This is a genomic window from Citrobacter sp. wls708 (assembly GCF_005281255.1).
Lineage (GTDB): Bacteria > Pseudomonadota > Gammaproteobacteria > Enterobacterales > Enterobacteriaceae > Citrobacter > Citrobacter werkmanii.
Genome location: NZ_SZXE01000016.1, coordinates 425,694 through 450,262, shown reverse-complemented (window position 1 = coordinate 450,262; position 24,569 = coordinate 425,694). Strand labels below are relative to the sequence as shown.

19 protein-coding genes and 1 other annotated feature are annotated in these 24,569 nt (G+C 53.1%); of the genes, 11 read left to right on the top strand and 8 right to left on the bottom strand.

Features of this window, described 5'->3' with window-relative positions; genetic code table 11:
* Positions 1-308 precede the first annotated feature (308 nt).
* Both acrB and acrA read right to left on the bottom strand, forming a co-directional pair.
* Positions 309-3,458, bottom strand: a complete 3,150-nt coding sequence (acrB, locus tag FDW97_RS11830) for an efflux RND transporter permease AcrB (RefSeq protein ID WP_038638345.1) — start codon at positions 3,456-3,458, stop codon at positions 309-311.
* 22 nt (positions 3,459-3,480) lie between these two features.
* Positions 3,481-4,674 (bottom strand): multidrug efflux RND transporter periplasmic adaptor subunit AcrA, encoded by a 1,194-nt coding sequence (gene acrA, locus FDW97_RS11825; protein WP_038638348.1) that lies wholly within the window; start codon positions 4,672-4,674, stop codon positions 3,481-3,483.
* Positions 4,675-4,815: 141 nt separating this feature from the next.
* Here acrA and acrR point away from each other — a divergent pair, with 141 nt between their 5' ends.
* Positions 4,816-5,466, top strand: a complete 651-nt coding sequence (gene acrR, locus FDW97_RS11820; RefSeq protein ID WP_069323969.1) for a multidrug efflux transporter transcriptional repressor AcrR — start codon at positions 4,816-4,818, stop codon at positions 5,464-5,466.
* 127 nt (positions 5,467-5,593) lie between these two features.
* The gene (mscK, locus tag FDW97_RS11815; protein WP_137351073.1) at positions 5,594-8,959 is read left to right on the top strand and encodes a mechanosensitive channel MscK; all 3,366 of its coding nucleotides are present in this window, start codon (positions 5,594-5,596) and stop codon (positions 8,957-8,959) included.
* 39 nt (positions 8,960-8,998) lie between these two features.
* Here the strand turns inward: mscK and FDW97_RS11810 are convergent, their stop codons facing one another.
* The 3 genes from FDW97_RS11810 to priC all read right to left on the bottom strand — a co-directional run bounded on the left by FDW97_RS11810 (position 8,999) and on the right by priC (position 10,689).
* The gene (locus tag FDW97_RS11810; protein ID WP_137351072.1) at positions 8,999-9,910 is read right to left on the bottom strand and encodes an Rpn family recombination-promoting nuclease/putative transposase; all 912 of its coding nucleotides are present in this window, start codon (positions 9,908-9,910) and stop codon (positions 8,999-9,001) included.
* Between the two features lie 69 nt (positions 9,911-9,979).
* A complete protein-coding gene (gene rsmS / locus FDW97_RS11805; protein ID WP_006685679.1) occupies positions 9,980-10,147 on the bottom strand; it encodes a pleiotropic regulatory protein RsmS in 168 nt (55 codons plus the stop codon).
* Positions 10,148-10,161: 14 nt separating this feature from the next.
* Positions 10,162-10,689: a primosomal replication protein N'' gene (priC, locus tag FDW97_RS11800; protein WP_087857063.1), complete on the bottom strand. Its 528-nt coding sequence runs from the start codon at positions 10,687-10,689 to the stop codon at positions 10,162-10,164.
* Between the two features lie 69 nt (positions 10,690-10,758).
* Between priC and FDW97_RS11795 the strand changes: the two genes are divergently transcribed.
* The 8 genes from FDW97_RS11795 to hemH all read left to right on the top strand — a co-directional run bounded on the left by FDW97_RS11795 (position 10,759) and on the right by hemH (position 18,925).
* Positions 10,759-11,136 (top strand): DUF454 family protein, encoded by a 378-nt coding sequence (locus FDW97_RS11795; protein ID WP_038638360.1) that lies wholly within the window; start codon positions 10,759-10,761, stop codon positions 11,134-11,136.
* 194 nt (positions 11,137-11,330) lie between these two features.
* Positions 11,331-11,882 carry an adenine phosphoribosyltransferase gene (gene apt, locus FDW97_RS11790; RefSeq protein WP_006685676.1) on the top strand — a complete coding sequence of 184 codons (552 nt, stop codon included), beginning with the start codon at positions 11,331-11,333 and terminating at the stop codon, positions 11,880-11,882.
* Positions 11,883-11,999: 117 nt separating this feature from the next.
* On the top strand, positions 12,000-13,928 hold the full coding sequence (gene dnaX, locus FDW97_RS11785) for a DNA polymerase III subunit gamma/tau (RefSeq protein ID WP_085047621.1): 1,929 nt from the start codon (positions 12,000-12,002) through the stop codon (positions 13,926-13,928).
* Positions 13,261-13,325 (top strand) — a sequence feature (DnaX frameshifting element). Its footprint overlaps the gene before it by 65 nt.
* Positions 13,929-13,985: 57 nt before the next feature.
* A complete protein-coding gene (locus FDW97_RS11780; RefSeq protein WP_003021764.1) occupies positions 13,986-14,315 on the top strand; it encodes a YbaB/EbfC family nucleoid-associated protein in 330 nt (109 codons plus the stop codon).
* Positions 14,315-14,920, top strand: a complete 606-nt coding sequence (recR, locus tag FDW97_RS11775; protein WP_003021767.1) for a recombination mediator RecR — start codon at positions 14,315-14,317, stop codon at positions 14,918-14,920. Before FDW97_RS11780 ends, recR begins: the two co-directional genes overlap by 1 nt.
* A gap of 110 nt (positions 14,921-15,030) precedes the next feature.
* A complete protein-coding gene (htpG, locus tag FDW97_RS11770) occupies positions 15,031-16,905 on the top strand; it encodes a molecular chaperone HtpG (RefSeq protein ID WP_085047620.1) in 1,875 nt (624 codons plus the stop codon).
* Positions 16,906-17,136: 231 nt separating this feature from the next.
* Positions 17,137-17,781, top strand: coding sequence for an adenylate kinase (adk, locus tag FDW97_RS11765; protein WP_003021773.1), 645 nt, complete (start codon positions 17,137-17,139; stop codon positions 17,779-17,781).
* A 181-nt stretch (positions 17,782-17,962) separates the two neighbouring features.
* Complete coding sequence (gene hemH / locus FDW97_RS11755) at positions 17,963-18,925, top strand: ferrochelatase (RefSeq protein WP_085047619.1); 963 nt, start codon at positions 17,963-17,965, stop codon at positions 18,923-18,925.
* On the opposite strand, the gene aes is transcribed toward hemH, so the two are convergent.
* On the bottom strand, positions 18,922-19,881 hold the full coding sequence (gene aes / locus FDW97_RS11750; RefSeq protein ID WP_085047618.1) for an acetyl esterase: 960 nt from the start codon (positions 19,879-19,881) through the stop codon (positions 18,922-18,924). The genes hemH and aes overlap by 4 nt on opposite strands.
* A gap of 151 nt (positions 19,882-20,032) precedes the next feature.
* On the opposite strand from aes, the gene gsk reads away from it, so the two are divergent.
* Positions 20,033-21,337, top strand: coding sequence for an inosine/guanosine kinase (gene gsk / locus FDW97_RS11745; RefSeq protein WP_038638375.1), 1,305 nt, complete (start codon positions 20,033-20,035; stop codon positions 21,335-21,337).
* Between the two features lie 89 nt (positions 21,338-21,426).
* On the opposite strand, the gene ybaL is transcribed toward gsk, so the two are convergent.
* Both ybaL and FDW97_RS11735 read right to left on the bottom strand, forming a co-directional pair.
* Positions 21,427-23,106 carry a YbaL family putative K(+) efflux transporter gene (ybaL, locus tag FDW97_RS11740; RefSeq protein WP_042310032.1) on the bottom strand — a complete coding sequence of 560 codons (1,680 nt, stop codon included), beginning with the start codon at positions 23,104-23,106 and terminating at the stop codon, positions 21,427-21,429.
* 225 nt (positions 23,107-23,331) lie between these two features.
* The gene (locus tag FDW97_RS11735; RefSeq protein WP_038638381.1) at positions 23,332-24,552 is read right to left on the bottom strand and encodes an MFS transporter; all 1,221 of its coding nucleotides are present in this window, start codon (positions 24,550-24,552) and stop codon (positions 23,332-23,334) included.
* Positions 24,553-24,569 lie beyond the last annotated feature (17 nt).

The following is a 24,569-nucleotide window of genomic DNA, read 5'->3' as shown; positions in this document are numbered from 1 at the left end:
CATTTTAACAGATAAGTACAGTTATTTGAAATCGGACAATTTCTTTATTCTTCGGGCAATCATCGGGTTATCTTCATTAGCTATCGCAACGACAGGCAACAACCGCCAGGACGGCGCGATAACCAGGAATAATCTTAATATTTATTAAGGTAAATAAGAACTCTCAACACTTTTTAAGAATAGCCTTTAAGGCTACAGGGATTATATCGCTTATTTAAGCCGGAGAAAATAAACCGAATTTCAATAAGTGGATTTTATGATTTTTCCAGAAAAAAGGCCGCTTGCGCGGCCTTATCTTTAGAGAGGTATCAATGATGATCGACTGAGTGGCTATGCTCAATATCTTCATTTTTGCGGCTAAAGCGGCGGCGTACCACCACAAAGAACACCGGAACAAAGAAGATAGCCAACACGGTTGCCGTCACCATCCCGCCCATTACGCCAGTACCAACGGCGTTCTGCGCGCCGGAACCTGCGCCGGAGCTGATTACCAGCGGCATTACGCCCAGAATAAAGGCCAATGACGTCATGAGGATTGGACGTAAACGCATGCGGACCGCGTCCAGCGTCGCCTCTATCAGACCTTTGCCTTCTTTATCCATCAGATCTTTGGCGAATTCGACGATAAGTATCGCGTTCTTCGCCGACAACCCAATGGTTGTGAGCAGGCCTACCTGGAAGTATACGTCGTTGGTCAGACCGCGGAATGTCGCCGCCAGCAATGCGCCGATAACCCCCAACGGTACTACCAGCATAACGGAGAATGGAATTGACCAGCTCTCGTACAATGCCGCCAGACACAGGAAGACGACGATCAGTGAAATGGCATACAGGGCAGGGGCCTGGTTACCGGACAGTCGTTCCTGGTAGGACATACCCGTCCAGTCATAACCGATACCGGATGGCAGTTTGCTGGCCAGTTGCTCCATCATCGCCATCGCTTCACCGGTACTTTTACCCGGTGCGGCCTGGCCTAAGATCTCCATGGAAGGCAGACCGTTATAGCGTTCCAGACGCGGTGAACCGTATTCCCAGCGTGAGGTAGAGAAGGCGGAGAATGGGACCATCTGTCCATCGCTGCCGCGCACGTACCAGTTGCCAATATCTTCCGGCAACATACGGTATTTCGCTTCAGACATGACGTAAACTTTCTTCACACGACCACGGTCGATGAAGTCATTCACGTAGCTTCCGCCCCATGCGGCACCCAGCGTTGTATTAATATCACTAATGGAAACACCCAGCGCCTGCGCTTTTTCCTGATCGATATCGATCTTGAACTGCGGCGTATCTTCCAGACCGTTAGGACGTACGCCGACTAACAGATCAGGATGTTTCGCAACTTCACCAAACAGTTGGTTACGCGCCTGGGTCAGTTTTTCATGGCCCAAACCAGCCTGGTCAATCAACTGGAAGTCAAAACCAGTGGCGGTACCTAACTCCACAATCGCTGGCAGGTTGAAGGCAAAGACCATTGCATCTTTAATCTGCGAGAATGCGCCCATCGCACGCTCGGTAATCGCCTCAACTTTATTCTCTTTACCTGGACGTTCGCTCCAGTCTTTCAGTGAGACGAACGCGATACCGGTGTTCTGACCACGACCCGCAAAACCGAAGCCGTTAACGGCAAATACCGATTCAACGTTCGCTTTTTCTTTCGTCAGATAGTAATCCGTCATTTCATCCAGCACCTTCTGGGTACGCTCTTGCGTTGCACCCGCTGGCAGCTGAGCCATTGACAGGAATACCCCCTGGTCTTCATCTGGCAGGAACGAACTTGGCAGACGAACGAACAGATAGGCCATGCCCACGACGATGATCAAATACAGCGCCAGATAACGACCGGTGCTGCGCAGAATACCGCCCACGCTGTCGGTGTAATGGTGCGTGCTCTTATCGAACATGCGGTTAAACCAGCCGAAGAAGCCTTTTTTACCTTCTCCGTGATCGCCTTTAGCAATCGGTTTGAGCATGGTCGCACACAGGGCAGGGGTCAGAATCAATGCCACCAGTACTGACAACGCCATCGCGGAAACAATGGTGATGGAGAACTGACGGTAAATTGCACCGGTAGAACCCCCGAAGAATGCCATCGGGATAAATACCGCTGACAGCACCATTGCGATACCCACCAGCGCGCCCTGAATCTGGCCCATTGATTTACGTGTTGCTTCCTTCGGCGGTAGTCCTTCTTCCGCCATAACACGTTCAACGTTCTCGACCACCACGATGGCGTCATCCACCAACAGGCCGATGGCGAGCACCATCCCGAACATCGTCAGGGTGTTTATCGAGAAGCCGAAAATCGCAAGGACGGCAAACGTACCCAACAGCACCACCGGCACAGCGATAGTCGGAATCAACGTCGCGCGGAAGTTCTGCAGGAACAGATACATGACCAGGAACACGAGGATGATTGCTTCCGCCAGCGTTTTCACCACTTCGTGAATAGAGATTTTCACGAACGGCGTGGTGTCATACGGGTAAACGATCTTCAGACCTGACGGGAAGAACGGTTCCATCTTCTTCAGTTCATCGCGGATAGCGTTTGCCGTGTCCAGGGCGTTAGCGCCTGTCGCCAGCTTGATACCCAGACCGGATGCTGGTTTACCGTTGAACTTCGCAATGATGTCGTAGTTCTCGCCGCCCAGCTCCACTTTCGCCACGTCACGTAAACGAACCTGGGAACCATCCTGATTCACTTTCAGCAGAATTTTGCTGAACTCATCGGCGGAGGTCAGACGGGTCTGCGCGATGATCGACGCGTTAAGCTGCTGGCCTTTCACCGGCGGCGTACCACCTAACTGACCGGCTGCAACCTGGGCGTTTTGCGCTTTGATTGCGTTGATGACATCAACCGGCGTCAGCTGGAAATTGTTCAGTTTGTTCGGATCCATCCAGATACGCATTGCGTACTGCGAACCGAACAGCTGAACATCGCCCACGCCTGAAGTACGGCTAATGGCGTCCTTCATGTTGGCGCCAACGTAGTCGGAAATATCCTCCTGCGTCATGGTGCCATTGGTGTTGATAACACCGACGACCATCAGGAAGCTGCTGGATGACTTCTCAACGCTAACCCCTTGCTGCTGTACTTCCTGCGGCAGTAACGGCATAGCCAGCTGCAGTTTGTTCTGCACCTGTACCTGCGCGATGTCCGCATCAGTACCAGACTGGAAGGTTAGGGTGATCTGCACGGTACCCGTGGAGTCACTGTTTGAGGACATGTACATCAGGTTATCGATACCGTTCATATTCTGTTCGATAACCTGCGTAACAGTATCCTGTACTGTTTTGGCATCAGCGCCAGGGTAGGTCGCGGAGATCGTCACTGCTGGCGGTGCAATAGTCGGATATTGCGCTACCGGCAATTTGAGGATCGCGAGCCCCCCTGCCAACATGATGATAATGGCGATCACCCACGCAAATATTGGGCGATCGATAAAGAAATTAGGCATGTCTTAACGGCTCCTGTTTAAGTTAAGACTTGGACTGTTCAGGCTGGCTACCGCTTGCGGCTTGCTGGTTGTTATCCGCGGTAATCTCCTGGGCTTTTACCTGCGCGCCAGGACGTACTTTTTGCAACCCAGTGACAATCACGCGGTCGCCCGGCTTAAGTCCATCAGTGACTAACCATTTATCGCCAATCGCTTGTGCGGCGACAATTTGACGCATTTCAACTTTGTTATCTGCACCGATAACCAAGGCACTGGCATCGCCACGCGGTGTGCGGGTAACGCCTTGCTGCGGAACCAGTAATGCAGTTGGGTTAGTCCCTTCTTCCAGGCGAGCACGGACGAACATTCCCGGTAGTAAGGTGTGATCCGGGTTAGGGAAGATGGCGCGTAACGTAATCGAACCGGTGGTTTGATCTACCGTAACATCGGAAAATTCCAGCGTACCGGCCTGCGGGAACTTGATGCCGTCATTGGTCACCAGCTCGACTTTCGCTTTACCGTTCTCTTGCTTCAGCGTGCCGTTGGCCAACTCTTGTTTCAGGCGCAGGAAGTCGTTACTTGACTGCGTCACGTCTACATAGATAGGGTCCAATTGCTGAACGGTAGCCAGTGCGGTCGCCTGACCGTTTTGCACCAGAGCGCCTTCCGTAACGGATGACTTACCAATGCGGCCGCTGATCGGCGACGTCACTTTGGTATAGGCCAGATTGATGCGTGCAGTTTCTACTGCGGCTTTCGCGGCGACAACGGCGGCGTTCGCCTGCTGTGCGTCTGCCAGCGCGCTATCGTAATCCTGTTGACTGATGTACTTAGTACCCAACAGTTTCTGATAACGTTTGACCGTCAGTTGAGCGATATTTGCTGCGGCTTGTGCTTTGGCCAGATCGCCTTTTGCGCTCTCATAAGCGGCCTGGTAAGTCGCAGGATCAATCTGATAGAGAGATACACCCGCTTCGATGTCACCACCTTCCGTGAAATTACGCTTCAGGATAATACCGCTAACCTGAGGACGAACTTCAGCAATGCGATACGCACTGGTGCGACCCGGGAGTTCGGTTGTTATCTGTAGAGGTTCAGTTTTGAGCGTAACAACTCCAACCTCTGGCATCTGCTGGCCCCCTTGTTGGGCCTGTTTGTCGTCACATCCTGTTAGCGCTAAGCTGCCTGAGAGCATCAGAACGACTGCCAGAGGCGTTAACCCTCTGTTTTTGTTCATATGTAAACCTCGAGTGTCCGATTTCAAATTGATCAATGGCTTAAAGCCCATAAACCCATTGCTGCGTTTATATTATCGTCGTGCTATGGTACATACATTCACAAATGTATGTAAATCTAACGCCTGTAAATTCACTGACCTATGGCACGAAAAACCAAACAACAAGCACAGGAAACACGACAGCACATTCTCGATGTTGCTCTGCGTTTGTTTTCGCAACAAGGGGTATCATCCACCTCGCTTGCGGAGATCGCAAAAGCCGCTGGTGTCACGCGCGGCGCAATCTATTGGCATTTCAAAAACAAATCGGATTTATTCAGTGAAATTTGGGAGCTAGCAAAACCTAACATTGATGAGTTAGAGACTGAGTATCAAGCAAAATTCCCCGACGATCCACTATCAGTATTAAGAGAAATTTTAATTTACGTTCTTGAAGCTACCGTGACAGAAGAACGCCGACGTTTGTTGTTGGAAATTATATTCCACAAATGCGAATTTGTCGGGGAAATGGCCTCTGTTCAGCTCGCTCAACGCAGTCTGTGTATTGAGAATTACGACCGTATCGAACAAACATTGCGGCAGTGCATGAATGCCAACATGCTGCCGGAAAATCTGAACACGCGTCGCGTGGCGGTGCTGTTGCGTAGCTATGTTACGGGAATTATAGAGAACTGGTTATTTGCCCCTGAATCTTTTGATCTGAAAAAAGACGCGCGTGAATACGTCGCAGTACTGCTGGAGATGTGTCTTCTCTGCCCAAGCCTGCGGGTTAACGTGGCGAAATCCTGCTAACTTTTGCGGTCTGAACCAGGAATTATCCTGGTCGTTTTGCCTGCTGCTATTCTGCTGCTCACAGCCGTGATATTCTTGCCGCTTGACTATTTCCGGTCACTTTTCCGGTTCAGAAACGTTCATTCTCATGACTATGTTGCAGCTCTATAAACGTTCACAGCATCTTATTGCTATTACCTTTCTTTTCTTCATTCTATTGCTTTCTTGCCAGTCGTCAGCATTTGCACGGGCGCAACAGAGTGGGGATCTGCCGACGAAAGCGGATATTCAGAGCCAACTGGACGCGCTGAATAAACAAAAAGATCTCTCCGCGCAGGATAAGCTGGTTCAGCAGGATCTGACCGATACCATCGCCACGCTGGATAAAATCGATCGCGTGAAAGATGAGACCGTACAGCTTCGGCAGAAAGTTGCCGAGGCGCCGGAGAAAATGCGTCAGGCGACAGATGCGCTAAATTCGCTCAGTGATGTTGATAATGACGATGAAACGCGAAAAACGCTGAGTACGCTCTCCTTACGTCAACTGGAGTCGCGCGTGGCGCAGGTATTGGATGACCTGCAAAGCGCGCAAAATGATTTGGCCGCTTATAACAGCCAACTGGTATCGCTGCAGACTCAGCCAGAGCGCGTGCAAAATGCGATGTACACCGCGTCGCAGCAAATGCAGCAAATCCGCAATCGGCTTGATGGTAATAATGTGGGGGAGGCGGCGTTGCGCCCCAGCCAGCAGGTGCTACTGCAGGCGCAGCAGGCGCTACTGAACGCGCAGATCGACCAACAGCGTAAAAGCCTTGAAGGCAATACGATTTTGCAGGACACCTTGCAAAAACAACGCGATTACGTGACGGCAAACAGCAATCGTCTTGAGCATCAGCTCCAGCTCCTGCAAGAGGCTGTAAACAGCAAACGGCTGACGTTAACCGAAAAGACGGCGCAGGAAGCGGTATCGCCTGACGAAGCTGAACGTATTCAGTCTAATCCGTTAGTGAAGCAGGAACTGGACGTCAACCATCAGCTTAGCCAGCGTCTGATCGCCGCGACCGAAAACGGCAATAACCTGATGCAGCAAAATATTAAGGTTAAAAACTGGCTCGATCGCGCGCTGCAATCCGAACGCAATATTAAAGAACAGATCGCCGTCCTGAAAGGCAGTCTGTTGTTGTCACGTATTCTGTACCAGCAGCAACAAACGCTGCCGTCGGCAGATGAGCTTGCTGATATGACCAACCGGATTGCCGATTTGCGTCTGGAACAATTTGAGGTCAACCAGCAGCGTGACGCCCTGTTCCAGAATGATGCGTTTGTCGCCAAACTGGAAGAAGGGCACAGCAACGAAGTCAACGGTGAAGTCCATGATGCCCTGCTGCAGGTCGTGGATATGCGCCGGGAGCTGTTGGATCAGCTGAATAAGCAACTGGGCAACCAGTTGATGATGGCGATTAACTTGCAAATCAACCAGCAGCAGTTGATGAGCGTGTCGAAAAACCTGAAAGGGATCCTCACCCAGCAAATTTTTTGGGTTAACAGTAACCGTCCAATGGACTGGGACTGGATCAAAGCCTTCCCGCAAACGCTTAAAGACCAGTTTAAGTCGATGAAAATCACCGTGAACTGGGAAAAAGCCTGGCCGGCGGTATTTATTGCCTTCCTGGCAGGGTTGCCGCTGCTGCTCATTGCCGGGTTAATCCGCTGGCGTTTGAAATGGCTGAAAGAATATCAGGCGAAATTAGCCGCCGCGGTAGGCAACCTGCGTAATGACAGTCAGCTCAATACGCCAAAAGCGATACTGATCGATCTCATCAGAGCGCTGCCAGCGTGTCTGATTATCCTCGCCGTGGGGCTGATTCTGCTTACCATGCAGCTGAATATCAGCGACCTGCTGTGGGCGTTCAGTAAGAAGATGACTGTCTTCTGGCTGGTATTTGGTCTGTGCTGGAAGGTGCTGGAAAAAGATGGTGTGGCGATACGCCATTTTGGCATGCCTGCAAAGCAAACCAGCCACTGGCGTCGCCAGATTGTGCGTATTAGCCTGGCGTTGTTACCGCTTAACTTCTGGTCAGTTGTTGCTGAACTGTCGCCGCTCAATCTGATGGATGATGTGCTTGGTCAGTCCGTTATTTTCCTCAACCTGTTGCTGATCGCCTTCCTGGTATGGCCAATGTGCCGTGAAAGCTGGCGTGACAAAGAGTCGCATGGTCTGCGTCTGGTCACCATTACCGTGTTGTCTATTATCCCGATTGCATTGATGGTGCTGACGGCGACAGGGTATTTCTACACCACGCTGCGCTTGTCGGGCCGCTGGATTGAAACGGTTTATCTGGTTATTGTCTGGAACCTGTTGTATCAGACGGTGCTCCGCGGGTTGAGCGTGGCGGCGCGGCGTATCGCCTGGCGTCGTGCGTTAGCGCGTCGTCAGAACCTGGTGAAAGAAGGGGCTGAAGGCGCAGAACCGCAAGAAGAACCGACCATTGCGCTGGAGCAGGTTAACCAGCAAACCTTACGTATCACCATGCTGGTGATGGTTGCCTTGTTTGGTGTTCTGTTCTGGGCAATTTGGTCCGATCTGATCACCGTGTTCAGTTACCTCGACAGCATTACGCTCTGGCATTATAACGCTTCAGAAGCGGGGGCCGCAGTGGTGAAAAGCGTCACCATGGGCAGCCTGCTGTTTGCGATTATTGCGTCAATGGTCGCATGGGCGCTGATCCGCAACTTACCCGGACTATTGGAAGTGCTGGTGCTCTCGCGACTGAAGATGCGCCAGGGAGCGTCGTATGCGATCACCACCATTCTTAACTATGCGATCATCGCCATCGGTGCGATGACGGTCTTCGGTTCGCTCGGCGTCTCGTGGGATAAACTACAGTGGCTGGCCGCAGCCTTGTCGGTTGGTCTTGGTTTTGGTTTACAGGAGATTTTCGGTAACTTTGTTTCCGGTCTGATTATTCTGTTTGAGCGCCCGGTACGCATCGGCGATACCGTGACTATCGGAACATTCTCGGGAACGGTCAGCAAGATCCGTATTCGTGCCACCACTATTACCGACTTTGATCGCAAAGAGGTGATCATCCCGAACAAAGCCTTTGTGACGGAGCGTTTGATCAACTGGTCGCTTTCCGATACCACTACGCGTCTGGTGATCCGCATTGGCGTGGCCTACGGTTCGGATCTGGAGAAAGTGAAGAAAGTGCTGTTGCAGGCGGCGATGGAACACCCGAAAGTGATGCACGATCCGGAACCAGCGGTGTTCTTTACCGCCTTCGGCGCCAGCACCTTGGATCATGAGCTGCGTTTATACGTGCGTGAACTGCGCGATCGTAGCCATACGGTTGACGAACTTAACCGTGCGGTCGATCGTTTGTGTCGTGAAAATGACATTGATATCGCCTTTAACCAGCTCGAAGTGCACCTGCATAATGCGAAAGGGGACACCGTGACCGAAGTTAAGCGTGACATCATCAAAGGTGATGATCCGACGCCTTCGGTAGGTTAAGTTGCAATCAGGGTGGCCAGTTTGCCGCCCTGATTGTATTTAGTGAGTCAGCGCTGTCAGTTCTTCCTGCGTCAGGCCCGTAAGGTGTGTAATCAGATCCGGTTCCAGGCCGCGGGCGAGCATTTTTTGTGCGATATCACGGGCTTCTGCCTGCCGACCTTTTTCCAGCCCTTGCTGCATGCCTTCCGCTCTACCTTTTTCTTCTAACCATTCAGCAATTGTCATCAGCTGTTCCTTGTACTGTGGCGCACTCTGCGCCAGTTGGCGGACAAGTACGCCGGGTTCCGTGGTATTTCCTGCTTTCAGCATGTAATTAATCAAAACGTCGAGCTGATATTCTGTCAGGCGATCCTGCGTTAAGAGCGTAATGAGTTGATCCAATAACTCGCTCAGATCGCGTTGCCGAATATGTTTTTGCAGGAGTTCCAGCATCGCTACCCGTTGATGCTGCATGATCTGATTATCTGGCATAATGGTCAGGTCTACCAGCGCAAATTCATTGCCATAAAGCGCTTTCGCAAGCTGTGGCTCGCTAAACAACTGATGCCAGTTGAGAGTATAGGGCCACGGGCTTTCTGTACCATGATAAAACAGTACAGGTACCACCAGAGGTAAGGTTTTATGCCCGGCGTTAAGGTGATGCTGCATAGCAGCAACAGCGTAGCGCATCAGGCGAAAGGCCATTAATTTTTCGGGTTTACTCTGATGCTCAATCAGCGCATAAACGTAGCCGGGTCCATGTGTTGTTTGCAGGGAGTAGAGGATATCTGAATAGCAGGTGCGTAAATCGTCCTCAATAAAGCTGCCTGATTCCAGCGTTAATGTTTCCATATCGCATATATTGAGAAACGCTCGAGGCAGATGGATCTGCAAAAAATCTCGGGCGACCTCTTTTTGCGTCAGCATTTGCCGAAAGACCGCATCGTGCGGCGTGGTGGGGAGCCGTTCCATGATCTGTCCGTTATCGTCGTGATGTTGCGACGACTCTGACACCGAAGCCAATGGCAGACCAGAGGGCAATCAATCAGTTTGCGAGGCGCCTTCCGCACTTTTAAGCTTATTTTCATAATCGCGCATAACGATCTCCAGCGCGCGTAGCACTGTGCGTGCTGGAAGCTGATTTTCTTCAAGTAAAACAATCAAATCGACGGCCAGTTTGACCTCGTCCGGGGCGTTCTCTAATGACATAAATTCTCCGGGTATTAACGGGTTAAACGCGCCAGCACAGCTTCTATTCTTGCCAGCGCATGGCGACAGCGCGTCAGTCGCGCCTCGAACGCTTCTACTTCACGATGCAATTTCTGTTGTTCTTCAAAACCAGTAGCCTGGGACAGGCGCTCCTTGCGTTCACGCGTCATTTCAACCAGCCGGCGTTCAAATTCCTGGTGTTGAACCCGCTTGCGCTGCCAACGCGCCAGGCCGGGAGAGGCGCAGTCCCACTCTCTGAGCGACCAACTGGCTGTTTCGCGTGAAATCGCCTCTAACTGTGAAGCAAGGTGTTCCGCAAGCCAGCTAATTTGGGGGAGTTGTTGCTGATCCACCGCGCGGCGTAGGGCCGTGAGATTATCTTCTGCTTCATCCAGACACGCCTGCAGCAACGTGCTGCGAGTGTGAAACAGATGCCTGTCAAAGCGGGCGCTAAGCGTTGTATGATGCGCCAACGGGGCACAACGCTGGCGCAGGCGGTTAAGCTGGTTTTCGAGCGTCTGTAGCAGCATGACGGTTTTCACGACAACACTCCGATGAAAATGAGAACTGTTATGCTAAAGTAGCGATTCTCTGTGTTAAGTACTCATATTATGCAACGCATTATTCTAATCATCATTGGCTGGCTAGCGGTAGTATTAGGAACGCTGGGCGTGGTATTGCCGCTATTGCCCACGACGCCATTTATCCTGTTGGCTGCCTGGTGTTTTGCCCGCTCATCGCCGCGTTTTCACGATTGGCTGCTGTATCGTTCGTGGTTCGGCGGGTATCTGCGCCATTGGCAAAAACACCGCGCGATGCCGCCGGGCGCAAAGCCGCGCGCTATTTTGCTGATATTGATTACGTTTGGTATTTCACTGTGGCTGGTCAATATGATGTGGGTACGCGGCCTGCTGCTGGTTATTCTCGCCTGTTTACTGATTTTTATGTGGCGGATCCCGGTGATTGATGAAAAACAACAAAAGCAATAAAGCGCAATAATCGCTGTTGCAATTGTCGCTCACAGCCAGTAAATTCGACCGTTTTCGAGCACAGGCGCAGGTGGTCAAAGGTTAAGCAAATGTAACCCTGGCCCTTAATATAGACACAAAATCATTCAAGACACGTCGAGGATGAAGTGTATAGTGCGCCGTGAAGTAATACCGAATTAATCAGGCACAAACTTATGACCGCGACTGCACAGCAGCTTGAGTTTCTCAAAAATAGCATCAAAAGCATCCACGACTACCCGAAACCGGGCATTCTTTTTCGCGATGTCACCAGCTTACTGGAAGACCCGAAAGCCTACGCCCTCAGCATTGAATTGCTGGTTGAACGCTACAAAAATGCGGGTATCACTAAAGTGGTTGGCACCGAAGCGCGTGGCTTCCTGTTTGGCGCGCCGGTAGCATTGGGTCTGGGCGTCGGCTTTGTTCCGGTACGTAAACCCCGCAAGCTTCCGCGTGAAGTGATTGCCGAGAGCTATGAGCTGGAATACGGCACCGATCAGCTGGAAATCCACGTTGATGCCATCAAACCGGGCGATAAGGTACTGGTTGTGGACGACCTGCTGGCAACCGGCGGCACGATTGAAGCCACCGTGAAACTGATCCGCCGTCTGGGTGGCGAAGTGACCGATGCTGCTTTTATCATTAACCTGTTTGACCTGGGCGGCGAACAGCGCCTGGAAAAACAGGGGCTGACCTGTTATAGCCTGGTTCCGTTCCCGGGCCACTAAGTCGGCTATCTCATCTCGGCTGAAGAGATACCGAGACACACAACCTCGCCGTCGCTGCGAGGTTGTGTTAGCATTATCCTCCTGTGAATCCACCCTCCAGCCTTTCAGAGCCTGCCAATGAGTTATCAGGTCTTAGCCCGAAAATGGCGCCCACAAACCTTTGCTGACGTCGTCGGCCAGGAACATGTGCTGACGGCACTGGCGAACGGCTTGTCGTTAGGGCGTATTCATCATGCATATCTGTTTTCCGGCACCCGTGGCGTCGGGAAAACCTCTATCGCCCGTTTGCTGGCGAAGGGACTAAACTGTGAAACCGGTATTACCGCCACGCCGTGCGGCGTGTGCGATAACTGCCGTGAAATCGAGCAGGGGCGTTTTGTCGATCTGATTGAAATCGACGCCGCCTCACGCACCAAAGTCGAAGACACCCGCGACCTGCTGGATAACGTCCAGTACGCGCCTGCGCGCGGTCGCTTTAAGGTCTATTTGATCGACGAAGTGCACATGTTATCGCGCCACAGCTTTAACGCCTTGCTGAAAACGCTCGAAGAGCCGCCTGCACACGTTAAATTCCTGCTGGCGACCACCGATCCGCAGAAGTTACCGGTGACTATCCTGTCGCGCTGTCTGCAATTCCATCTTAAAGCGCTGGATGTTGAACAGATTCGCCATCAGCTTGAGCATATCCTCAAACAAGAGCATATCGCCCATGAGCCACGCGCGTTGCAACTGCTGGCTCGCGCCGCGGACGGCAGCCTGCGCGATGCGCTGAGTCTTACCGATCAAGCGATCGCCAGCGGCGATGGTCAGGTGTCGACCGACGCGGTGAGCACCATGCTCGGCACATTGGACGATGACCAGGCGCTCTCGCTTGTTGAAGCGGTTGTCGCGGCTGACGGCGAACGCGTTATGACGTTGGTGAACGACGCCGCCGCGCGGGGTATTGAATGGGAAGCGCTGCTGGTTGAGATGTCGGCTTTGCTGCATCGCATTGCTATGGTACAGCTTTCGCCCGCCGCGCTCGGCAGCGATATGGCCGCCATTGAACAGCGTATGCGCGAACTGGCGCGAATCGTTCCGCCAACTGACATACAGCTTTACTACCAAACCCTGTTAATCGGGCGCAAAGAACTGCCGTATGCGCCGGACAGGCGAATGGGCGTCGAAATGACGCTACTGCGTGCGCTGGCTTTTCATCCGCGCATGCCTCTGCCGGAGCCTGAAGTCCCGCGCCAGTCGTTTGCCCCCGTCGCGCCGACTGCGGTGATGACCCCGACGCAAGTACCTCAGCAGCCTGCGCCAGCGCAACAGCAACAGAATGTGCCGCTCTCCGAGGCCACCAGCCAGGTGCTGGCGGCGCGCAGCCAACTGCAACGCGCTCAGGGAGCAACCAAACCAAAAAAGAGTGAACCGGCAGCCGCTTCCCGCGCGCGGCCGGTGAATAATGCTGCGCTGGAAAGACTGGCCTCGGTGTCGGAGCGTGTTCAGGCGCGTCCGGCCGTCTCTGCGCTGGAAAAAGCGCCGGCGAAGAAGGAAGCGTATCGCTGGAAAACGACCAATCCCGTAGCCGAAGTTAAAGAAGCCATTGCCACGCCGAAAGCGTTGAAAAAAGCGCTTGAGCATGAAAAAACGCCGGAACTGGCGGCAAAACTGGCGGCAGAAGCCATTGAGCGCGACCCCTGGGCTGCTCAGGTGAGCCAGCTTTCGCTGCCTAAACTGGTGGAGCAGGTGGCGCTTAATGCCTGGAAAGAAGAGAATGGCAACGTGGTTTGCCTGCACCTGCGTTCCTCGCAACGGCATCTTAATTCCAGCGGCGCGCAGCAAAAACTGGCCGAAGCATTGAGTACCTTAACGGGGTCAACGGTTGAATTGACCATCGTTGAAGATGATAATCCTGCGGTGCGCACGCCGCTGGAGTGGCGTCAGGCCATTTATGAAGAGAAACTCGCGCAGGCGCGTGAGTCGATTATTGCGGATAATAACATTCAGACGCTGCGTCGTTTTTTCGATGCAGACCTGGACGAAGAGAGTATTCGCCCCATTTGATCGTCAGCCTGATGGTTGGACGGTCGTCATCCCTTAACGTGATTGAGAGAGAAGCCTATGTTTGGTAAAGGCGGTCTGGGTAACCTGATGAAACAGGCCCAGCAGATGCAGGAAAAAATGCAGCAGATGCAGGAAGAAGTCGCCAAGCTGGAAGTCACCGGCGAATCTGGCGCGGGTCTGGTAAAAGTGACCATCAACGGCGCGCACAACTGCCGTCGTGTGGAGATCGATCCAAGCCTGCTGGAAGACGACAAAGAGATGCTGGAAGACCTGGTCGCTGCGGCATTCAACGACGCGGCGCGTCGCATTGAAGAGACGCAGAAAGAGAAGATGGCTTCTGTTTCTTCCGGAATGCAGCTGCCGCCTGGCTTTAAGATGCCGTTCTGATGCAAACCAGCCCGCTGTTAACTCAGCTTATGGAAGCACTGCGCTGTCTGCCGGGCGTTGGCCCGAAGTCTGCGCAGCGCATGGCGTTCACGCTACTTCAGCGCGATCGCAGCGGCGGGATGCGTCTGGCGCAGGCGTTAACGAAGGCGATGTCGGAAATCGGCCACTGTGCCGATTGCCGCACCTTCACAGAGCAGGATGTCTGTAATATCTGTTCGAACCCGCGTCGCCAGGAAAACGGTCAGATCTGTGTGGTGGAGAGTCCGGCGGACATCTATGCCATTGAGCAAACCGGCCAATTTTCTGGACGTTACTTCGTGCTGATGGGGCACCTGTCACCGCTGGACGGTATTGGCCCTGATGATATCGGGCTGGATCGCCTTGAACAGCGACTGGCGTCTGAGCAAATCAACGAACTGATCCTCGCGACCAATCCCACGGTCGAAGGAGAGGCGACCGCTAACTATATTGCTGAGCTTTGCATGCAGTATGGCGTTGAAGCCAGCCGTATCGCCCATGGCGTACCGGTTGGCGGCGAGCTGGAAATGGTCGACGGCACCACGCTGTCGCACTCTCTGGCCGGGCGTCACAAGATTAAATTCTGAACAAACGGAGGCCGCGACGGCGGCTTCCGCTTGAAATCCTTCGCGCTTGTCCCCATTTCACCCTCAACGTGTTTTTACCATTGAAAATGGCATTGTTGAGGTAGATCTACATGAAAGGACAAGAAACTCGTGGTTTTCAGTCAGAAGTAAAACAGCTTCTGCACCTGATGATCCATTCTCTGTATTCCAATAAAGAAATCTTCCTGCGTGAGCTCATCTCTAACGCCTCGGATGCGGCAGACAAGCTGCGTTTCCGCGCACTGTCTAACCCGGACCTGTACGAGGGGGACGGTGAACTGCGTGTGCGTGTTTCCTTCGATAAAGATAAGCGTACGTTGACCATTGCTGATAACGGCGTGGGGATGAACCGTGATGACGTCATCGATCATCTGGGGACCATTGCGAAATCCGGCACCAAATCTTTCCTCGAATCCATGGGCTCCGATCAGGCGAAAGACAGCCAGTTGATCGGTCAGTTCGGGGTTGGCTTCTACTCGGCGTTTATCGTGGCCGATAAAGTGACCGTACGTACCCGCGCGGCGGGCGACAAACCTGAGAACGGCGTGTTCTGGGAATCTGCGGGCGAAGGTGAATACACCGTTGCCGACATCACCAAAGACGATCGCGGCACCGAAATCACTTTGCATCTGCGCGAAGGCGAAGACGAGTTCCTTGATGACTGGCGCGTACGTTCCATCATCAGCAAATATTCCGACCATATCGCGCTGCCGGTAGAGATCGAAAAATCCGAAGAGAAAGACGGCGAGACCGTGGTTTCCTGGGAAAAGATCAACAAGGCGCAGGCGCTGTGGACGCGTAACAAGTCGGAAATCAAAGACGACGAGTACAACGAATTCTACAAGCATATTGCCCACGACTTCACTGACCCGCTGACCTGGAGCCACAACCGTGTGGAAGGTAAGCAGGAGTACACCAGCCTGCTGTACATTCCGTCGCAGGCGCCGTGGGATATGTGGAACCGCGATCACAAGCATGGTCTGAAACTGTACGTTCAGCGTGTGTTCATCATGGACGACGCCGAGCAGTTTATGCCGAACTACCTGCGCTTTGTGCGCGGCCTGATAGATTCCAACGATCTACCGCTGAACGTTTCCCGTGAGATCCTGCAGGACAGCACCGTCACCCGTAACCTGCGCAGCGCGCTGACCAAACGCGTGTTGCAGATGCTGGAAAAACTGGCGAAAGATGATGCCGAAAAATACCAGACCTTCTGGAAACAGTTCGGCCTGGTGCTGAAAGAAGGTCCGGCGGAAGACCACGCTAATCAGGAAACTATCGCTAAGCTGATGCGCTTCGCGTCTACGCACACAGACTCCTCCGCACAGACCGTGTCGCTGGAAGACTATATCTCCCGCATGAAAGAAGGGCAGGAGAAAATCTACTACATCACTGCAGACAGCTATGCGGCGGCGAAGAGCAGCCCGCACCTGGAACTGCTGCGTAAGAAAGGCATTGAAGTGCTACTGCTTTCTGACCGCATCGATGAGTGGATGATGAACTACCTGACCGAGTTCGACGGCAAGCCGTTCCAGTCCGTTGCGAAAGCCGACGAGTCCATCGATAAGCTGGCGGATGAAGTGGACGAGAGCGCGAAAGAAGCGGAAAAAGCGCTGACGCCGTTCGTTGAACGCGTGAAAACGCTGCTGGGCGATCGCGTCAAAGAAGTGCGTCTGACCCACCGTCTGACCGACACGCCGGCCATCGTCACCACCGATGCGGATGAAATGAGCACCCAGATGGCGAAACTGTTCGCTGCTGCGGGTCAGGCCGTACCGGACGTGAAATATATCTTTGAACTTAACCCGGACCACGTGCTGGTAAAACGCACGGCGGATACCCAGGACGAAACGCAGTTTAAAGAGTGGATTGAACTGCTGCTGGATCAGGCTCTGTTCGCCGAACGCGGCACGCTGGAAGATCCGAACCAGTTCATCCGCCGTATGAACCAGTTGCTGGTATCCTGATAGCCATCATCTAATGCCGGATGGCGCTAACGCGTATCCGGCCTACCATATCTTTTACTCGTAGGCCGGATAAGGTGTGTACACCGCCATCCGGTAATTTCACTCCTTATTTTCAATTTTCCCTCCATTAACCGTTTCAGCGTCGGGCGTCTTCCTTGAGCCAATTGCGTGATGGTGGTATCGTTTAGCGCTTTTTAAAAAATATCGACAACCTTTAAGGGGATTTTCGTAATGCGTATCATTCTGCTTGGCGCTCCGGGCGCGGGTAAAGGAACTCAGGCTCAGTTCATCATGGAGAAGTATGGTATTCCGCAAATCTCCACCGGTGATATGCTGCGTGCCGCCGTGAAATCTGGCTCCGAGCTGGGCAAACAAGCGAAAGACATCATGGACGCCGGTAAGCTGGTGACTGATGAGCTGGTGATTGCGCTGGTAAAAGAGCGTATTGCTCAGGAAGACTGCCGTAATGGTTTCCTGCTCGATGGCTTCCCGCGTACTATTCCGCAGGCTGACGCCATGAAAGAAGCAGGTATCAACGTGGACTACGTTCTGGAGTTCGACGTACCTGACGAGCTGATCGTTGACCGTATCGTGGGGCGTCGCGTACATGCTGCTTCTGGCCGCGTTTACCACATCAAATTCAACCCGCCTAAGGTTGAAGGTAAAGACGACGTAACCGGCGAAGAGCTGACCACCCGTAAAGACGATCAGGAAGAGACCGTACGTAAGCGCCTGGTGGAATACCATCAGATGACCGCGCCGCTGATCGGCTACTACTCTAAAGAAGCGCAGGCGGGTAACACCAAATACGCGAAAGTTGATGGCACTCAGGCTGTTGCTGACGTGCGCGCAGCGCTGGAAAAAATCCTCGGTTAAGTTTTAGCGCAGTCAATGCCGGATGGCGGTGTAAACACCTTATCCGGCCTATGATTTTTTTGTAGGCCAGATAAGCGCAGCGCCATCAGGCAAATTCACGTCTTACCTCTCGCAGCAATTAGTTCTTCTTCATCACTTTTCCGCTACAATTATCAACAATTTGAATCGATAAGAGGCGGTAATGCGTCAGACGAAAACCGGTATCCTGCTGGCAAACCTCGGCACCCCCGATGCCCCCACTCCTGAAGCTGTTAAACGCTACCTGCGCCAGTTTTTAAGCGATCAACGTGTAGTTGATACTTCCCGCCTGCTGTGGTGGCCGTTGCTGCGTGGGGTGATCCTGCCGCTGCGTGCGCCACGCGTGGCAAAGCTATACCAGTCAATCTGGATGGAAGAGGGTTCGCCGCTGATGGTCTACAGCAAGGCACAACAGCAGGCGCTGGCACAACGCCTGCCCAATACGCCTGTTGCGTTGGGCATGAGCTACGGCTCGCCTTCGCTTGAAAGCGCAGTCGACGAACTGCTGGCAAGTGGCGTTGAACACATTGTCGTGTTACCCCTGTATCCGCAATATTCCTGTTCGACGGTGGCGGCGGTGTGGGATGAACTCGCGCGCATCCTGGCGCGTAAACGCGGTATTCCCGGCATCTCCTTTATTCGTGATTACGCCGATGACAGCGCTTATATTGACGCGCTGGCAAAAAGTGCCCGTGACTCCTTCGCCAAACACGGCGAACCCGATTTACTGCTGCTCTCCTACCATGGGATTCCACAACGTTACGCCGACGAAGGCGATGACTACCCGCAGCGCTGTCGCGATACGACCCGTGAGCTGGTCTCTGCGCTTGGCCTGCCGCCGGAAAAAGTGATGATGACCTTCCAGTCGCGTTTTGGTCGCGAACCGTGGCTAACGCCGTATACCGACGAAACGTTAAAAATGCTGGCGGAGAAAGGGACCCGACATATCCAGGTTATGTGTCCGGGCTTTGCGGCAGATTGCCTTGAAACGCTGGAAGAGATCGCGGTGCAAAACCGGGAGATTTTCCTCGAGGCTGGCGGCCAGCAATATGAGTATATTCCGGCGCTGAACGCCACACCGGAACATATCGAAATGATGGTTAAACTGACCGCAGCCTATCGTTAAAGTTGTGCTTTGAAGTAACGCGCGCCCTCCCGCAAGGCATCGTCGGCGGTTTTCATCATCCGCGAGTAGTGCAGGAAGGCGTGCAGCGTGCCGGGGTACATTTTGTACTGGCAGGGCTGCTGATGTGCCTGTAGCGTCTGAAATAATAAGCGGCTGTCGTCAATCAACGGATCGAACTCCGCGCCGGCGATAAAACACGGTGGCACGTCGCGCGTCAGGTCGTTATTGAATAAGCAATAATACGGTGACTCGCGATCGTCGGCGCTACGCAGGTACGCGTTTTCGTACATCTGCAGATCCTCCCGCGATAAACCATCCCACGCTCCGCCCATCAGCCGTCGGCTGGGCGAATCCTGCAGGCCGTAAAGTCCATACCACAGCAATATGCCAGCGACTTTGCCGCAGGCAATCTGTTTGTCCCGCAGCCACAACGCGCTGGCAAGCGCCAGCATCGCGCCAGCGGAATCACCGGCAAAACCAATATGATCCACATTCAGAGAATAGTCGCCCGCGTGTTGGTGATAATACTGACAGACGGCGACAATCTCCTCGATGGCTTGTGGGAAACGAGCCTCCGGCGAGAGAGAATAGTCGATGCCAATTAACGTGCACTGCGTGTAAAGCGCCAGTAAGCGCATAATGCGATCGTGAGTATCCAGATTACCAAGAATGAAACCGCCGCCGTGCAGATAATACAGCGTGGCCTGGCTATGGGGTTGCGGAGAATAAATTCGCGTGGCAACGGGGCCGCGCGCGGTAGAAATGACGCATTCTCGGGTATTCATCTGCGGGGCATCGGCATTCCACAATTGCCGTTCGTGGATATAGTGTTGGCGCTGGGCCACGATGTCATCGGCGGCGGGCCAGGGCGGCAGATCGTCGCGATGAAAATTCACCACGGTTTTCATTTCGTCTGAAATTCCGTCGAGTACGGGGATCTTATTTTCCGGCTTCATAAACGCTCCTTGTGAAGGTGATTTATTGTAGAAATTCCCCCCGTATAAACTGCGATCCCATCGTCCGATATTGAAACTCAGCGCCGCATCGCATGCGTACAGGGGAATGTGCTACCATGCACCGCTCAGCTAATCACCCGTAAAATCGACCATGAAATTTCCCGGTAAACGTAAATCCAAACACTATTTTCCTGTCAGCGCGCGCGATCCGTTGCTGCAACAGATTCAGCCTGAAAATGAAACCAGCGCAGCCTGGGTGGTGGGTATCGACCAGACGCTGGTAGATATTGAAGCCAAAGTTAATGATGACTTTGTAAAGCGTTATGGATTAAGCGCCGGGCACTCTCTGGTGATTACAGACGATGTCGCCGAAGCGCTCTACCAGGAACTGGTACGTGACAATTTGATCACTCATCAGTTTGCCGGTGGAACTATCGGTAACACGATGCACAACTACTCCGTGCTGGCAGATGACCGCTCGGTGCTGTTGGGCGTGATGTGCAGCAATATCGAGATTGGTAGCTACGCGTACCGTTATTTATGTAATACCTCCAGCCGTACCGATCTGAACTATCTGCAGGGCGTTAATGGACCGATTGGTCGCTGCTTTACGCTGATTGGCGAATCCGGTGAGCGCACGTTCGCTATCAGCCCCGGACATATGAATAAGCTGCGGGCGGATAGCATCCCTGAGGCGGTTATTGCCGGGGCCTCCGCGCTGGTGCTGACCTCCTATCTGGTGCGTTGCGAACCGGGCGAGCCGATGCCGGAAGCGACCATGAAGGCGATTGAATATGCCAAAAAACACAATGTGCCGGTGGTCCTGACGCTGGGTACCAAATTTGTTATTGCCGATAACCCACAGTGGTGGCAGGCATTCCTGAAAGAGCATGTCTCCATTCTGGCGATGAATGAAGAAGAGGCCGAAGCACTGACCGGCGAGAACGATCCGCTGCTGGCGTCCGACAAAGCGCTGGATTGGGTGGATCTGGTGCTGTGCACTGCGGGTCCGGCAGGTCTGTATATGGCGGGCTTTACGGAAGAAGAAGCCAAACGTAAAACCCAGCATCCGCTGCTGCCAGGGGCTATTGCCGAATTCAACCAGTATGAATTCAGCCGCGCCATGCGCCATAAAGATTGTACTAATCCGCTGCGCGTGTATTCGCACATCGCACCGTATATGGGCGGGCCTGAAAAGATCATGAACACCAACGGCGCTGGCGACGGCGCGCTGGCGGCATTGCTGCATGATATTACCGCCAACAGCTACCACCGTAGCAACGTGCCTAACTCCAGCAAGCACAAGTTCACCTGGCTGACCTATTCGTCATTAGCCCAGGTGTGTAAATATGCTAATCGCGTAAGTTATCAGGTGCTGAATCAACATTCACCACGCCTGACGCGCGGTTTGCCAGAGCGTGAAGACAGTCTCGAAGAGTCGTACTGGGACCGCTGAGTTCTTGCCCGATAGCGCTGCGCTTATCGGGCTTACTCTGGTGTGGGAATACGTAGGCCGGATGGTGTAGCGCCATCCGGCACGTAATATTAACTGGCAGTAGCAACGTCGCCGGCAGGTGGCGTTTCAATCAGCTCCAGCATAGTGCGGGCGATTTCACGCTCGCCCATGACGACCTGATTGGCCCCGCGGTCGGTAATATATTCCACTTCATCGTCATAATGCGCGCGGGCGATAATCTCAATCGACGGGCACTTTTCGCGAGCGGAAGCGACGATTTCACCGGCTTCATAGCCGTTTGGAATTGTCAGCAGCAGCCAGCGCGCGCAATCCAGATGCGCCAGATTCATTATCTCTTCGTTGGCGGCATTTCCCAGCACCGCGCGGATCCCGCGCTCACGCAGTTCATCCACCCGCGTACGTGAGGTTTCGATAACCACCAGCGGAATCCCGGCAGCCATCAATTTTTCGCCCAGCAGACTCCCGACGCGGCCAAAGCCTACCAGCAGGGCGTGATTGCAGATATCCACCGGAATTTGTTTCTCTTCTTCGATGGCTTCTTCCAGCGTCTGCTCTTCCAGCGTTTCGGTTTTCGCGAGATATTTTTCTAACACCGCGAACAGTACCGGATTGAGCATAATCGACAGAATAGCTCCCGCCAGCACCAGGTTTTGCCCTGCCTGCGGTAACAGGTTTAGCGCCATTCCCAGACCCGCCAGGATGAAGGCAAATTCACCAATCTGCGCCAGGCTGGTGGCAATGGTGAGCGCTGTACGTTGGGAGTGGCCAAACAGGCGCACGAGGAAATAAGCGGCAACGGATTTACCAAAGACGATAATCGCCAGCGTACCCAGTACCGCCAGCGGTTGCTGGATCAAGATTAACGGATCAAACAGCATACCAACGGATACAAAGAACAATACGGCGAACGCATCGCGCAACGGCAGGGTGTCATGTGCCGCACGGTGGCTCAGTTCGGATTCGTTCAGCACCATGCCAGCGAAGAACGCGCCCAGAGCAAAGGAGACATCGAACAATTCCACTGCGCCAAACGCGATACCTAATGCCAGGGCAAGGACTGACAGAGTAAACAGCTCTCGTGAACCGGTGGCGGCGCTACGCGCCATGATCCACGGTACCAGGCGACGGCCAACCAGCATCATAATGGCGATAAACGCCACCACTTTACCAATGGTAATGCCCATATCGACGGCCAGCGATGCAAAGCCGACATCTTCTTTTTCCAGCATTCCGGCGACGGCGGGCAGAAGAACCAGCGTCAGCACCATCATCAGATCTTCAACAATCAGCCAGCCTATAGCAATTTGCCCGCGCTGGCTGTCAATAAGCTGCCGTTCCTCAAGCGCACGCAGTAGCACTACGGTACTGGCGGTTGAAAGACACAGTCCAAAGACGATACCCACCATTAGCGACCAGCCCATCACCGCTGAAAGCGCCATACCCAGTAGCGTCGCCACAGCTATCTGGGCAATCGCGCCGGGAATGGCGATGGACTTTACCGCCATCAAATCCTTCAAGGAAAAGTGTAGCCCCACGCCGAACATCAGCAGAATTACGCCAAGCTCCGCCAGTTCAGGCGCGAGTTTGGTATCAGCAACAAAACCAGGTGTAAATGGACCGGCCAGAACGCCCGCTAACAGATATCCCACCAGAGGAGAAATACGTAGTTTATTGGCAATCATGCCTAATATAAAAGCGAGCACAAGGCCGCCGACAATGGTGGTGATAAGCGGGGTGGCGTGATGCATTCCGTCTCCTTTGGTTGCTGTGTTGATCCTGAAAACCTAAATTCCGAGTAATAGTTTATGACAATTTTAATGTTTATGTTTATGAATAATTATTGAATTTTGATGAAAACGGGATTTTAGACGTAAAAAAGCACGGATCGGAAAACTACAGGGGTATGCGGGGAGTAAAGGCTGATGGTCTCTGTAAGTGAAGACGGCCAAAGTTTACTTTTGGCCGTCAGAAAATCAGGCTTTATGTCGGTTATCAGGTAAGAATATGGTCAGTATCCCCAGAAGTGGCAGGAAAGCACATATTTTATAGACCAAATCAATACTGGTATGGTCAGCAATCAGCCCTAAAACCGCTGCTCCCAAGCCGCCCATGCCAAAGGCAAACCCGAAAAATAGCCCAGAAACCATGCCGATACGACCCGGAAGCAGCTCCTGCGCGTAGACCAGAATGGCAGAAAAGGCAGATGCGAGGATAAAACCAATGATCACGGTTAAAATCCCGGTCCATTCCAGCGTTGCATAGGGTAAAACGAGGGTAAATGGCGCTACGCCGAGGATAGAGCCCCAAATAACATATTTTCTGCCAATCTTATCACCTAACGGTCCACCAATTACGGTCCCGGCTGCAACGGCAAACAGGAAGGCAAACAGATGAAACTGGGCGTTTTGTACCGATAATCCGAATTTTTGCATCAGATAAAAGGTGTAATAGCTGCTGATGCTCGCCATATAGAAGTATTTGGAGAAAATCAGCACCAGCAGAATGCTAACCGCCAGTACCACTTTATTACGCGGTAATGGATTAACAACAGTGACTTTCGGTTTTCCTTTGCTCATCCGATGCTGCGCGGCATACCAACGGCTGATTTGCGCCAGAACCACAATCGCTAATAACGCGGCCAACACAAACCAGGCTACATTACCTTTACCATATGGCGCGATGATGACAGCCGCCAGCAAGGGCCCGAGAGAGCTACCGAAGTTGCCGCCAACCTGGAAAATTGACTGGGCGAGGCCATGACGACCGCCGGAAGCCATTCGCGCCACGCGGGATGACTCCGGGTGAAACACCGATGATCCCGTACCGACCAGCGCCGCGGCGAGTAATACCATATGGAAACTGCCTGCCATGGCCAGCAATACGAGCCCGCTTAGCGTGAAGCACATACCAATAGGCAGCGACCACGGCATTGGATATTTGTCCGTCCAGTAGCCGACAACCGGCTGAAGCAGCGAGGAGGCGAGCTGGAAGGTTAGCGTAATCATCCCGATCTGCATAAACGTCAGCGAGAACTCTGACTGCAAGAGCGGGTAAATCGCCAGGATCAGCGACTGGATCATATCGTTTAGCAGATGAGAGAGACTGATCGCCCCTAAAATGCCAAATGAGGTGCGTGCTTTAGCAACCGACGCTGACGCGCCAGCCACTGGCGGGGTTGGTTCACTTATTGCCATAGAAAGTCACTTCTGTT